Consider the following 12,697-nt stretch of genomic DNA (forward strand, 5'->3'; position numbering starts at 1 on the left):
GTTGGAAGCGAGGGGGATTTCTATGCAGCGTGTTTGCCAAACCGGGCTGTCAGCGCTGGTCGTGGCCCTATCATTGGCGACCACAGTGGCGCTCGCAAAGCCGTTCACCTACATCAATGCGCGCTATGGCACGGTGTGCACGTTCCCGAGCCAGATTTTCAGCAAACCGATGCCTGAGTCCCTCAATGGCGACGGTCGAAAATGGCTTAGCCCCGATGGTGCGAGCTTGTCCTGTTACGGCGGATACAAGCTGACGGAAGATACGCCCGACAGTCTGGTTGAAAAGGAAAAAGCCGACCCTGACTCTGGGGAAAAGGTCACTTACAGCAAAACCGGTAAGAACTGGGCAGTGGTCTCAAGCACCAAAGGCGACAAGATCTTCTATACCCGAATCGTCTTCGAAAAAGAGGATGCAATCCATACAGTCTGGATCGAATATCCCGCCTCGCTCAAGGCCAAGTACGACCCACTGGTCGGCGCTATCGGCGACAGCCTGCATGGGGCTGAGCAACACTGGGAATAAATCGCTCTCGACGCTGCAAACCCGATTTACCGCCATCGCGTTCCGCCCTAAATTTCGGCCTATAGCGGCTCGTCGCTCGGTTTGGGGGAATACGACATGCGCACATTCTTACTTTCTCTTGCAATGCTTGGGTTTGCCGCCGCGCCGGCAGCAGCACAGTCCATCGGTGGCAGCTACACCGTTGCGGGCACCAATTTCGACGGCTCGAAATATGGCGGCGAAGCCACCATCACGCTGACCAGCGAGACCACCTGCACCATGCATTGGGAGACGGGCGGATCATCGTCGGACGGCATCTGCATGCGCAACGACGATGCCTTCTCCGCCGGCTATGTCATGGGCAAGGAAATCGGTCTCGTCGTCTACAAGGTAGAGGATGACGGCTCGCTGCACGGCCTGTGGACCATCGCCGGCAAGAACGGCAGCGGCACCGAGGTGCTGACCCCGAAATGAGCCTGCTGGTCATCCGGCCAGCCCTCTTAGGGTCAAAACCTAATCAGCCTGTTGAGTTAGTTTAGCAAATCAGGTTCCTTGTCTCGAAATTGCGATGGAGGCGAGGATGAAGCAGATGTTCTGGTTGAATGACGACGCCTGGGCGGCAATCGAGCCGCAGCTGCCGAAGAACCTGCCTGGCGCGCGCAGGGTCGATGATCGGCGCGTCATCAGTGGCATCCTGCATGTGCTGAAAACTGGCTGCCGCTGGAAGGATTGCCCGGCCGAATACGGCCCTCCCACGACGATCTACAACCGCTTCAACCGGTGGTCCCGCCGACAGCTCTGGACCAGAATCCTTGATGCGCTGGTGGCTAAGGGTGTCCTTGCCCTGTCGGCATCTATCGACTCCACCTATATAAAGGCGCATCGCTCCGCTCACGGTGGTAAAGGGGGGCGAAAGCACAGGCCATCGGGCCATCGCGCGGCGGCCAAACCACCAAGATTCATGCGGTGACAGACCTGCTGGGACGGCCCGCCGTCCTGCGGCTCACCGCGGGCAATGTCGCAGACATCACGATGGCCAAGCCGCTGCTGGATGCCGCCGGACCCGTGCGATGCCTGATCGCCGACAAAGGCTACGATGCCAACGCCTTGCGCAAGCACCTGAAGTCTGAAGGGGCGCAGGCAGTAATCCCGGGACGATCAAACCGCAAGGCGACGATCAGCTACGATGAGACCCGATACAAGGGCCGATGGCGTATCGAAGCTGCCTTCTGCAGGCTCAAGGATTTCCGCCGCATCGCAACCCGCTACGACAAGCTCGCAAGGAATTTTCTCTCCGCCGTCGCACTCGCAACGCTCATCGCATTCTGGGTCTGACCGATCACGCTCTTCTCGTCGTACAAGCAGAGTTCGAAGCGTCAACCGTTGGAAGTTTCAGAGCCAGTCTCAAAACCATTGTCGGACAAAAACCGCTCAATATTACCCAGTCGTTCGATAACATCGAGCAAAACGCTCACACTCTCCAGGCTCGCGACACCTTCGGATCGGCGAATTTCACTGATGACCTCGGAGAGACGGTTGCGCACGCTTTTGCCACCCGCCCAGAGCCCCAACTCCATTTCGATCAAGTCGATCAGACCAATCAGGTCGCTTACCGGGTCAGCGGCGCCAACTGGCACTCTCTGAACTATTTTCTTGAACATTGATCCTCACGAGACCGCCCGATACGCAGAGAATGTGCCTTCTCGGAACTGAAGGCAAGATCAGCCCTATAGGTTGATTGAGTCTGAACCCTAGCGATTTTGTGGGCCACGGGTGAAAATCCGTGGCCTATTTCTTTGACGTTGCTGTCTTGCCGCCGGCTGCTACAGGCTTGGGCGGTTCACCGTTTCGCCGAAACGTCGAACCGCTTTATTCTTTGTTTTCACGCAATTCCGGACGGAAAACCGTTTCACACTTTTCCTGGAATTGCTCTTGCAAAACCGGTAACGCCCTTGCCTCTTTCCCCAAACATTCGCGGCGCGCTGTGCATGATGGTGGCCATGATCGGCTTCACCCTCAACGACGCCATCACCAAGTTCTCGTCGGAATCGATGAACATGGCGCAGGTCATGCTGGTGCGCGGCGCCTTTGCGTCGCTGCTCGTCGGCCTGCTCGCCTGGCAGCAAGGCGCGCTCGCACGGCCGGGCTCGATGCTGCAGCCGCTGGTGGCGCTTCGCGTGGTCGCCGAGGCCGGCGCCACCGTCGCCTTCCTTGTCGCATTGGCGAATCTGCCGATCGCCAATGTCTCGGCGGTGCTGCAGGCGCTGCCGCTGGCGGTGACGATGGGGGCGGCACTCGTATTCAGCGAAGCGGTCGGCTGGCGGCGCTGGCTGGCGATCGCGGTCGGCTTTGGCGGCGTGCTGATCATCGTGCGGCCAGGCTTCGAAGGCTTCAGCATCTATTCGCTGTACGCACTCGTCAGCGTCGCCTGTTGCGCAGTACGTGACCTCGCCACCAAGCGCATCCCGAGGGCTATCCCGACCTTGCTGGTGTCGACGGCAACGGCAATCGCCATGACCATCGTTGGCGCCGTGCTGCTGTCGCCGATGGGTGGCTGGACGCCGATGTCCGGCAAAGGCACGGCACTGTTGGCATTGGCGGCGGTGCTGGTGCTGATCGGCTACCAGTTCATCATCATGGCAATGCGGGCTGGCGACATCTCCTTCATTGCGCCATTCCGCTACACCGCCCTCTTTTGGTCGATGCTGCTTGGCCTCATCATCTTCGGCGATGTTCCCGACCTGCCGATGATCTTCGGCTCCGCCATCATCATCGGCTCCGGCCTCTACGCGCTCTATCGCGAGCGGGTCGCGGGCCGGCAAAAACCCGCAGCCGAAAGCGCTGGACCCGACATGGCGCCGGACGGCATATAGTTTGGCCATGAGCCAAGACATTGCAGGAATTATCCTCGCCGGAGGCCTGTCACGGCGCATGGGCGGCGGCGACAAGACTTTGCTGGGGCTTGGCGGGCGTCCGCTTCTCGACCATGTCGTTGCCCGCCTGGCGCCGCAGGTCGGATCGCTGGCGGTCAGCGCCAATGGTGACCCGGCGCGCTTCGCCGCGGCCGGTCTTCCGGTTCTCGCCGATACGGTCGAAGGCTATGCCGGACCGCTTGCCGGAATCCTCACCGGCCTCGAATGGGCGGCAGCGAATACCGCTTTCAAGGCATTGGCGACGGCCGCCGGCGACACGCCGTTCCTGCCGGTGGACCTGGTCGAGAGGCTGGCTGCGGCTGTTGACGAGCGACCAGGCTCCATCGCTGTTGCCAGTTCCGCCGGCCGGCAGCATCCGACCTTCGCGCTGTGGCCGCTCGGGCTGCGTGAGGCCTTGCGTCATTTCCTGATCGACGAGGACAACAGGCGCGTCTCCGCCTTCATCGAGCGGCACGACTGTGTCGAAGTGGAATTTCCGTTGCTGACCCACGGCAGTGACGAGATCGACCCGTTCTTCAACATCAACACACCGCACGACCTTGCGGTGGCCGAGCGTCTGTTGCAGAGCATCGGCCCATGAACATCTTCGGCATCACCGGCTGGAAGAATTCCGGCAAGACCACACTGACCGAGAAGCTGGTCACAGAGCTCGTCCGGCGCGGCTGGACAGTGTCGACGGTCAAACACGCCCATCATGAGTTCGACATCGACAAGCCTGGCGCCGACAGCTTTCGTCACCGCCAGGCGGGCGCCACCGAAGTCGCGGTGGTGTCGGGCAAACGCTGGGCGCTGATGCATGAATTGCGCGGTGAGGACGAGCCGACGCTGGAGACGGTCCTGTCGCGGTTGGCCCCGTGCGACATCGTGCTGGTCGAAGGCTACAAGCGCGAGGCGCACAAAAAGATCGAGACCCGGCGGCGGGAGGCCAAGGACCGCTCGCCGCTGTCGGCGAACGACGGACATATCGTGGCGATTGCCGCCGACTTCGCGGTTACCGGCGAAAGCCTGCCTGTGTTCGATCTCGACGACACGGGAGGGATAGCCGACTTCATCGAGCGCATGACCGGCCTCAAACCTTGAGGTCCCTGCCCTCGCCCGGTTCAGCCGCCCTCTTCAGCCGTTGCATTGTCTAAGCGCGTCGCGCCTGAACGGCCATGCGACGCGCTTCAGGTTGTTTTATTTATGCATGTCGTCGTCCCAAAACCGCTGCGCACTTTTGGGCGACATGCATTAACCCGGCGTCGGCATTGGCTGGACCCGCAAATCCCGCAAGCAACGGTTTTACAGTTGCTTTTCTCCCGAAAACAGTGGGAGTATCGCGCCAGCGGGCGGTCAAAAGCACCGCCCCACAGAGCCGTTCCGGAACGACGGCCGGGAGCCATAAAGAGAGGACTATCATGCGTATTGCACTGCGTATCGCGCTCGCCGCATCGGCTGCGCTGCTGACGCTCGGCGTCGCCCAGGCTCAGGAAACGACCCTGAGAATCGGCACCGAAGGCGCCTACCCCCCATTCAACAACCTGACCTCCGACGGCCAGCTCGTCGGCTTCGACATCGACATCGCCAAGGCGCTCTGCGACGAGATGAAGGTCAAGTGCACCTTCGTCGCCCAGGATTGGGACGGCATCATTCCCGCCCTGCAGGCCGGCAAGTTCGACGCCATCGTCGCCTCGATGTCGATCACGCCGGAGCGCGCCGAGAAGGTCGACTTCACCCACAAATACTACAACACGCCGTCGGCGATCGCGGTACCCAAGGATTCGACCCTCAAGGGCGTGACCAAGGAAGACCTGGCCGGCAAGACCATCGGCGTCGCAACCACCACGACGCATTTCAATTATGCCTCGAAAACCTATACGGACAGCACGGTCAAGGGCTATCCGAGCAGCCCCGAAGAGCAGGCCGATCTCGCCAATGGCCGTCTCGACGCGATCGAGGACGATATCGTCGTGTTGCAACAGTTCCTGGATTCGCCTGATGGCGCCTGCTGCAAGATTCTCGGCCAGCCTTCGCCGCAGCCGGTCGATATCTTTGGACCGGGCGCCGGCATCGCCGTGCGCAAGGGCGAGACGGATCTGGTCAACAAGTTGAACAGCGCCATCGACGCAATCCGCGCTAACGGAAAGTACAAGGAAATCAACGACAAGTACTTCAAGTTCGACGTCTTCGGCGCCGAGTCCTGAACGTCTGAAACAAGGCGGCAGGGGAAGTTTCCTGCTGCCGCCTTGGCCTGACAGAAGTGGAGACAAGACCCGTCAATGCCAAGCCAGAACATATGGATACTTCTCACTTGGGGACCCGATGGCTGGATTGACGATATTGCCTATGGCGCACTGGTCACCATTGCGCTCGCGCTGGCGACACTGCCGATCGGCCTGACGATCGGTTTTTTCGTCGCCTGGGCGAAACAATCCGAAGAGCCGTCGCTTCGCGTGGCTGCCAACATCTACACCACGGTGTTTCGCGGACTGCCGGAACTGGTGACGCTTTTCCTGTTCTTCTTCGGCATGCCGATCCTCTTGCAGTATGTCATCCGTCTGTTCAGGCCGGAAGCGACGGTCTATGTCGACAGCTTCTTCGCCGGCATGATCGTGCTGTCGCTGATCTTTTCGTCGTATTCCAGCGAAGTCTTCCTGTCGGCCTTTCGCGCCATTCCGAAGGGCCAGTATGAGGGCGGCTATGCGATCGGGCTGTCGAAATGGCAGACGATGCGCAAGGTGATCCTGCCGCAGCTGCTGCGCATCGCCTTCCCCGGCCTTGAGAATTGCTGGCTGAGCCTGCTCAAGGACACGGCCCTGGTGTCGGTCGTCAACCTGGCTGAAACCTTGCGCAACGCCGGCGTGGCGGCCCGTGTCACCAAACATTCCTTCCTGTTCTACAGCGTCGCGGCGATGGTGTTCCTTATCCTTGCCATCCTGTCGTCGATCGCCACCGGCTTCATCCTGCGTTCGCTCGGGAGGAGGGAGGCACGATGAGCGTCGTGACGCGCGCCGCCGTCGACATCGAGAAGCCACCACCACGGGCGCGAGGCTGGCCGCGGGCCCGTATCGTCGGCTACGCGCTGGTCGGCTTCTGGATCCTGTTCGGCATCGGCATCGCCGTCTATCTGGTTTACGCTTGGAATGGCGAATTCTTCGCCAGATACGCGCCGGCCTATCTGCAGGGCTTGGGAACCACGCTTGCGCTGGTGGCTATCTCGATGGTGCTCGGTGCGCTGTTTTCGCTGCCCGTCACCTATGCCCGCATGTCGAAGAACCGCTATTTGTCCGTCCTGGCTTATTGCTATGTTTATTTCTTCCGCGGCACGCCGCTGCTGGTCCAGGTCTATCTCGTCTATTACGGCCTGGGCTCATTCCGGGTGCAGCTCGAATCCGTCGGGCTGTGGTGGTTCTTCCGCGACGCCTTCAATTGCGGTGTGTTCGCCTTCGCGCTCAACACCGCCGCCTACCAGGCCGAAATCCTGCGCGGCGCCATCGAGAGTGTTCCGCGGGGCCAATGGGAGGGCGCTGCTTCGCTCGGCCTGCACAAGCTGCAGACGCTGCGCAAGGTCATCCTGCCGCAAGCGTTTATCGTGGCGCTCCGACCCTACGGCAACGAGCTCGTCTTGATGATCAAGGCCTCTGCCATCGTTGCCATCATCACCGTCTATGATTTGATGGGCAACGCGAAGCTCGCCTACGCCAAGTCCTTCGACTTCCAGGCCTATGTCTGGGTCGCCATCGTCTATCTGGTGATGGTCGAGATCCTGCGCCACGGCGTCGAATGGATCGAGCGACGGATCACCATTCATCTGATCCGCTGAGCGGTCGGCTGTACCAGTCGATCGGCTCATGCGCGTCTTGACGAATTGTGTGCAGTGCCTAGAGCTTGCGCTGACAATTTCGCTTTCATCTGAAGGGCAAACCCATGGCATCTGTGGCATTTCTCGGTCTTGGCGTGATGGGCTATCCCATGGCCGGGCACCTCAGGAACAAAGGTGGCCATGAGGTCACCGTCTATAACCGCACCGCAGCGAAAGCCGAGCGATGGGTTGCCCAGCATGGCGGCAAGCTTGCTTTGACGCCGGCAGAGGCCGCAGAGGGCCAGGATTTCGTCTTCTCCTGCGTCGGCAATGACGACGATCTGCGCTCGGTGACGACCGGGGCCGATGGCGCCTTCGCCGCGATAAAAAAAGGCTCCGTTTTCATCGACAACACCACCGCCTCGGCCGAAGTCGCGCGCGAACTGGCCGACGCCGCTGAAAAGGCCGGCTTTTCCTTCCTCGACGCGCCGGTTTCCGGCGGGCAGGCGGGCGCCGAGAACGGCGTGCTGACGGTGATGGTCGGCGGCGAGCAGGCTGCCTTCGACAAGGCCAGGCCGGTCATCGACGCCTTTGCCCGGATGGTCGGGCTGATGGGTCCGTCGGGCGCCGGCCAGCTCACGAAAATGATCAATCAGATCACCATTGCCGGGCTGGTTCAGGGACTGGCCGAAGGCATCCATTTCGGCAAGAAGGCCGGGCTCGACATCGAGAAGGTCATCGAGGTGATTTCCAAGGGCGCTGCCGGGTCCTGGCAGATGGAGAACCGCCACAAGACGATGAATGCCGGTAAATATGATTTCGGCTTTGCCGTCGACTGGATGCGCAAGGATCTCGGCATCTGCCTCGATGAAGCCGACCGCAATGGCGCGAGACTGCCGGTGACCGCCCTTGTCGACCAGTTCTACAAGGATGTGCAGGCGATGGGCGGCAAGCGCTGGGACACCTCGTCCTTGCTGGCACGCCTGGAAAAATAGGCGTTCGCAATGGCCGAGCTTTCGCCCCAATCGAGCGCCGATGAGATCGTCGCCCATTTGCGCTCGATCGGCTCGGAGGACAATCGCCGCGGTATGCTGCGCTACGGCATCAAGATCGAGCGCGCGCTCGGCATCTCGCATGGCATGCAGCGGCAGATCGCCAAAAAGATCAAGCGCAACCACGAGCGTGCTTTCGAGCTTTGGCAGACCGGCATCATGGAGGCGCAGTTCATCGCTTCCGTCACGGCCGACCCGAAGCGCTTCTCAGCCGCGGATGCACGACTATGGGCCGCGTCCTTCGATTCCTGGGATATCGTCGACGGCGTCTCCGATCTCTTCGTCGACACGGACGCCTGGAAGGAGCTGATCGAAGAGTTCGCGGCGGACGAGCGCGAGTTTGTTCGACGCACGGCCTTTGCAATGATGGCGTGGTCCGTCGTGCACCGGAAGCAGGAGCCGGTGGCGACTTTCCTCGGCTTCCTGCCGATCATCGAAGCGCATGCCACCGACAGCCGCAATTTCGTGAAGAAGGCGGTAAACTGGGCGCTTCGTTCGATCGGAAAGCGATCGTTGGAGATGCACGGCGCTGCCCTTGCCGTCGCCGAACGACTGGCCCAGTCGGCCGACAAGACGGCGCGCTGGATTGGCAAGGACGCCGTACGGGAACTCACCAATGCCAAGATCATCGAGCGGATCGCCGCCAGAAAAGGCTGACCTAGCCAACGTCCGGTTCACCGAGGTGACGCGGCAGACGCGCGCCGATTTCGAAGGCCTCTTCGAAGCGCAAGGCGGTCCGAAGTATTGCTGGTGCATGGCCTGGCGGCCCCTGCCCGGCCGCCGCGAGCATGTCCAGCACGCCGAGTTGAAACGGGCCATGATGGCGCTTGTCGAGGCCGGTACGCCGGTCGGAATCTTGGCCCAGATTGACGGCAAGACCGTCGGCTGGTGCTCGGTCGCGCCGCGCCAGACATATCGGAAGCTGACGTCGCAACAGGACGATGACGAGACCGGCATCTGGTCGATCGTCTGCTTCTATGTGCCAAGGGCGCTGCGCGGCGGCGGGCTGGCGGCAGCGCTGCTTGACGCTGCCATAGATCACGCCTTTGCCAAGGGCGCCGGCGTGATCGAGGCCTACCCGGTCGACGAGGCATCGCCGAGCTACCGTTTCATGGGGTTTCGCGACATGTTCATCGCTCGCGGGTTCCATGAGGTCGGCATGGCCGGCTGTCGCAGACATGTGATGCGGCTCGAGCGTTGACGCGATCGGCCGCGGCGTCTTTACTCCTGCACAAAGGAAGCGGCCGATGAGCAGTCCTCTCAAATCGACCTTAGCGCTTGCAGCCGCGTTGTTGGTGTTCACCGCTACCAACGCCTCAGGCCAAACCGCGCACATCTTCTGGAAAGATCTGCGTCCTGCGACGCAGGCGGTGGCCGAAGATGCCGGCCTGCCGATGATTGCGGCAAAACTGCCCGATCGTGGCGAGACATTGTCGCTCAACCTGCAGGACAAGACGGTACAATTAGCCGGCTATGCATTGCCGGTCGACCGTGATGGCGATCTCGTCTACCAGTTCCTGCTGGTGCCGTGGACAGGCGCTTGCAGCCACATGCCGACGCCGCCGCCCAACCAGATCGTGCTGGTGACGCCGGCCCGTCCCTACAAGATGTCGCAGGCCTATGAGTCGGTTGCCGTGACCGGCGCCTTGCGGCCCGGCTTGGAGAAGAGCCAGTTGTTCATTCTCGACGGCGTCAGCATCATCCAGTCCGGCTACACCCTACGCAAAGCCGATGTGGTGGCAGTCGACACGGTGCCGGACACGATCACGCTGCCGGTCAACTCGCCCTGGAGTTTCCTCAACAAAAATAAAAACTAAGCGCCGCCTGCTTGTGCAGCGTCAACGCCCAGTCATGGACAACCGCGCTCAGGCCGCGTTGGCGCCGGATTCCTTGTCCAGCAGCATGTAGTCGAGCGGCATTTCGGTGGTGTACTTGATCTGCTCCATGGCGAAGGACGACGACACGTCGCGGATCTCGATCTTGGCGATCAGCCGCTTGTAGAAGGCGTCATAGGCGGCGATGTCGGGCACCACGACGCGCAGGAGATAGTCGACGTCGCCGCTCATGCGGTAGAATTCGACCACTTCGGGAAATTCCTGGATGACTTCCGAGAAACGCCGCAGCCATTCATGGCTGTGCGAATTGGTGCGGATCGACACGAAGACGGTGACGCGCACATTGACCTTTTCGTGGTCGAGGATGGCGACGCGCCGCTTGATGACGCCCTCTTCCTCCAGCTTCTGGATGCGGCGCCAGCACGGCGTCGTCGACAGGCCGACTTTCTTGGCGACATCGGCAACCGCGAGCGTCGCGTCCTCCTGCAGGAGGCGGAGAATTTTTCTGTCGAGGCGATCCATTAAGGTGCTCCTGGTGCAGGCCGCGTTCCCTCGGGCGCGACGCGCTTTGGGAATAGATTGGCTATACTCCCTCTTATTTCGACCTTTCACAAGAAAGAAATTCTGCCGGATGGCACAAAAGCGAGTGATATCTTGCTTAAAGTCTAATCTATGCGATAGCGGATTTCCGATCTCAGAAACGGCAGCAAATCCATTTCAAACCATGGATTCTGCTTCAGCCATCCTGAGTTGCGCCACGACGGGTGTGGCAGCGGCAGCACTTTCAGGCTGGCCGGCGCATCCCAGATGGTGCGCCAGTCCTTCACGGTTTCGGTCAGCGACGGCCGGCGCGTGGCGCCCATATGCCAGGATTGCGCGTAGGAGCCGATTGTCAAAACGAGGTCGATCTGCGGCATCAGCGCCATCAGCGGCGCGCGCCAGGCCAGCGCGCATTCTCGGCGCGGCGGCAGGTCGCCGCCCTTTGCGTCCTGGCCGGGGAAGCAGAACCCCATCGGCACGATGGCGAATTTATCCGTGTCGTAGAATTCCTCGCTGGTTACGCCCAGCCAGCTTCGCAGCCGGTCGCCGGACGGGTCGGTGAACGGCATGCCGGACGAATGCACCTTTGTGCCTGGCGCCTGGCCGGCGAGCAGGATGCGGGCGCTGGATGATGGCAGCAGCACCGGGCGCGGCTCGTGCGGCAGTGGCCTGCCGACCGGAGTGTCGACGCAGATGCGGCAGGCGCGGACCTTTGCCGTCAAGCGTTCGAGTTCCGCCTCCATCAGGCGGAAGCGCTCGGACGGCTGGAGACGGCGCTGTACCAGCGCAGCACGTTTGTGCACTCGTCCGGCACTTTGATGCGCGCTGGTTTCATGAAATCCATGGCGATCATGCCGGTGATATCGGCGATCGAATAGGCGTCACCGGCGGCGAATTCGCGGTTTGCCAGTTCGGGGTCGAGCAGTTTCAGGAATTCGACCGCTTTCGCCTTGTTGGCCTCGCCCCATTCGGGGATCTGCGGAATTTCCCATTCCTTCATCGCCGGATGGATGTGGCGAAAAGCCTGGGCGACGCAGCTGAGCAGATTGAACTCCATGCGCCTTTGCCACATCTCGACCTTGGCCTTGCCGAGCGCGCCTTGCCCGAACAGCGCCGGTTCGGGATGCAGTTCCTCGAAATAGCGGCAGATGGCGACGGATTCGGTGAGGATGGTGCCGTCGTCGAGCTCCAGCACCGGCAGCCGCTGCAGCGGGTTGCGCGACCTGACCGGCTCCTGCTTGTGCCCCATCGCACCCATATCGACCGGCACCAGTGGCACTGCGATGCCCTTCTCGGCCAGGAAAACCCGCACGCGCCGCGGATTGGGGGCGCGGCCGCCATCGAACAGTTTCATGCTTTCCTCCCGATATGGTCCTTCAACTATAGTGCTCGTCACCAGACGCGAAACATCTCTCGCAAGGCGTCACCGACCGAAGCCAGCGTGCCGTGCTTTCTTTCGAGCGGGCCGCCGTGGTGGCTTTCGCGCCAGTCTTGCGGCTCATCGAACGTGCCGGCCCAGATGCCAACCTTGCCGGCGCGGGCAATGGCCTGCTCGGTGTCGAAATCGCCATAGGCAATTGCCCAGCCGGCCTCAACCTGGGCCCGGTTGAGATCCTTTCCACCGGCCTTGCAATCGCCGAGCAGGCGGCCGTAGCGCTCGCGCTGCCAGCCGCTGCAGGTCACCGGATTTCCTGATATCAGCCGCACCAGCGCCTGGCGCGCCAGCCTGCCGCAGGCGTAGTCTGCGCCATCCCTACGGCAGATCTGCTGGTATTCCGGAGCGTCGATGCCGCGCATGCGGATACGTTCGGTGCCAAGAGTGAGTGAATCGCCATCGTTGACGATCGCCACCCCTTCCGCCTTGCGCGTCTCGAAACGGTCAAGGCGTGCGGCGAGCAGGATCAGCAGGCCGAGCAGAATGACCGTCAGCGCGTAATCCAGCAGCTTGCGCCACAGGCTTCGCGGCGGCGGCGGATAGTATCGCCGGCGCGGCCTTGGCGACCACGAACGGCTCATATGGCAAACAGTCTCTTAATCATTCGAACGTAGCTTAA

Annotated in this window: 18 protein-coding genes; 13 read left to right on the forward strand and 5 right to left on the reverse strand. The window is 61.5% G+C overall.

Going from position 1 to position 12,697, the window contains the following annotated elements; translation table 11 throughout:
* Positions 1–85 precede the first annotated feature (85 nt).
* From X751_RS147325 to X751_RS1000000165725, 3 genes are all read left to right on the forward strand, one after another.
* Entirely contained in the window at positions 86–523 is a 438-nt protein-coding gene (locus tag X751_RS147325; RefSeq protein WP_245261933.1) for a hypothetical protein, read from the forward strand.
* Between the two features lie 96 nt (positions 524–619).
* Entirely contained in the window at positions 620–976 is a 357-nt protein-coding gene (locus tag X751_RS147320) for a hypothetical protein (protein ID WP_023745078.1), read from the forward strand.
* 106 nt (positions 977–1,082) lie between these two features.
* Positions 1,083–1,837 (forward strand): IS5 family transposase gene (locus tag X751_RS1000000165725; protein ID WP_156936388.1). Its coding sequence is split into 2 segments (ribosomal slippage): positions 1,083–1,413 and positions 1,413–1,837, totalling 756 coding nucleotides; the frame shifts between segments, so codons are not numbered across the junction.
* Positions 1,838–1,878: 41 nt separating this feature from the next.
* On the opposite strand, the gene X751_RS147305 is transcribed toward X751_RS1000000165725, so the two are convergent.
* Positions 1,879–2,163: a hypothetical protein gene (locus X751_RS147305; protein WP_023745081.1), complete on the reverse strand. Its 285-nt coding sequence runs from the start codon at positions 2,161–2,163 to the stop codon at positions 1,879–1,881.
* Between the two features lie 291 nt (positions 2,164–2,454).
* On the opposite strand from X751_RS147305, the gene X751_RS147300 reads away from it, so the two are divergent.
* From X751_RS147300 to X751_RS147255, 10 genes are all read left to right on the forward strand, one after another.
* Positions 2,455–3,375: a DMT family transporter gene (locus tag X751_RS147300; RefSeq protein ID WP_023745082.1), complete on the forward strand. Its 921-nt coding sequence runs from the start codon at positions 2,455–2,457 to the stop codon at positions 3,373–3,375.
* Between the two features lie 7 nt (positions 3,376–3,382).
* Positions 3,383–4,015 (forward strand): molybdenum cofactor guanylyltransferase MobA, encoded by a 633-nt coding sequence (mobA, locus tag X751_RS147295; protein ID WP_023745083.1) that lies wholly within the window; start codon positions 3,383–3,385, stop codon positions 4,013–4,015.
* Positions 4,012–4,515, forward strand: coding sequence for a molybdopterin-guanine dinucleotide biosynthesis protein B (mobB, locus tag X751_RS147290; protein ID WP_023690740.1), 504 nt, complete (start codon positions 4,012–4,014; stop codon positions 4,513–4,515). Before mobA ends, mobB begins: the two co-directional genes overlap by 4 nt.
* Before the next feature lie 317 nt (positions 4,516–4,832).
* Positions 4,833–5,618 carry an ABC transporter substrate-binding protein gene (locus X751_RS147285; protein ID WP_023688509.1) on the forward strand — a complete coding sequence of 262 codons (786 nt, stop codon included), beginning with the start codon at positions 4,833–4,835 and terminating at the stop codon, positions 5,616–5,618.
* Positions 5,619–5,693: 75 nt separating this feature from the next.
* Entirely contained in the window at positions 5,694–6,410 is a 717-nt protein-coding gene (locus X751_RS147280; RefSeq protein ID WP_023745084.1) for an ABC transporter permease, read from the forward strand.
* Positions 6,407–7,237, forward strand: a complete 831-nt coding sequence (locus X751_RS147275) for an ABC transporter permease (protein WP_023688511.1) — start codon at positions 6,407–6,409, stop codon at positions 7,235–7,237. The genes X751_RS147280 and X751_RS147275 overlap by 4 nt, the downstream gene beginning before the upstream one ends.
* A gap of 104 nt (positions 7,238–7,341) precedes the next feature.
* Entirely contained in the window at positions 7,342–8,211 is an 870-nt protein-coding gene (locus tag X751_RS147270) for an NAD(P)-dependent oxidoreductase (RefSeq protein ID WP_023745085.1), read from the forward strand.
* 9 nt (positions 8,212–8,220) lie between these two features.
* The gene (locus tag X751_RS147265) at positions 8,221–8,925 is read left to right on the forward strand and encodes a DNA alkylation repair protein (RefSeq protein WP_023745086.1); all 705 of its coding nucleotides are present in this window, start codon (positions 8,221–8,223) and stop codon (positions 8,923–8,925) included.
* Positions 8,885–9,469 (forward strand): GNAT family N-acetyltransferase, encoded by a 585-nt coding sequence (locus X751_RS147260; RefSeq protein WP_023745087.1) that lies wholly within the window; start codon positions 8,885–8,887, stop codon positions 9,467–9,469. Before X751_RS147265 ends, X751_RS147260 begins: the two co-directional genes overlap by 41 nt.
* A gap of 46 nt (positions 9,470–9,515) precedes the next feature.
* Positions 9,516–10,085, forward strand: a complete 570-nt coding sequence (locus X751_RS147255) for a DUF3299 domain-containing protein (protein ID WP_023745088.1) — start codon at positions 9,516–9,518, stop codon at positions 10,083–10,085.
* A 48-nt stretch (positions 10,086–10,133) separates the two neighbouring features.
* Here X751_RS147255 and X751_RS147250 read toward each other — a convergent pair whose 3' ends face one another.
* The 4 genes from X751_RS147250 to X751_RS147235 form a co-directional block, all read right to left on the reverse strand.
* On the reverse strand, positions 10,134–10,625 hold the full coding sequence (locus X751_RS147250) for an Lrp/AsnC family transcriptional regulator (protein ID WP_023669013.1): 492 nt from the start codon (positions 10,623–10,625) through the stop codon (positions 10,134–10,136).
* Between the two features lie 143 nt (positions 10,626–10,768).
* On the reverse strand, positions 10,769–11,386 hold the full coding sequence (locus X751_RS147245) for a uracil-DNA glycosylase family protein (protein ID WP_023688514.1): 618 nt from the start codon (positions 11,384–11,386) through the stop codon (positions 10,769–10,771).
* Positions 11,386–11,997 carry a glutathione S-transferase gene (locus tag X751_RS147240; protein WP_023708349.1) on the reverse strand — a complete coding sequence of 204 codons (612 nt, stop codon included), beginning with the start codon at positions 11,995–11,997 and terminating at the stop codon, positions 11,386–11,388. The genes X751_RS147245 and X751_RS147240 overlap by 1 nt, the downstream gene beginning before the upstream one ends.
* Before the next feature lie 38 nt (positions 11,998–12,035).
* Positions 12,036–12,659 (reverse strand): thermonuclease family protein, encoded by a 624-nt coding sequence (locus X751_RS147235; protein WP_023745089.1) that lies wholly within the window; start codon positions 12,657–12,659, stop codon positions 12,036–12,038.
* Positions 12,660–12,697: the final 38 nt, after the last annotated feature.

The organism is Mesorhizobium sp. LNJC394B00 (assembly GCF_000502555.1).
In the GTDB taxonomy this organism is placed as follows: Bacteria; Pseudomonadota; Alphaproteobacteria; order Rhizobiales; family Rhizobiaceae; genus Mesorhizobium.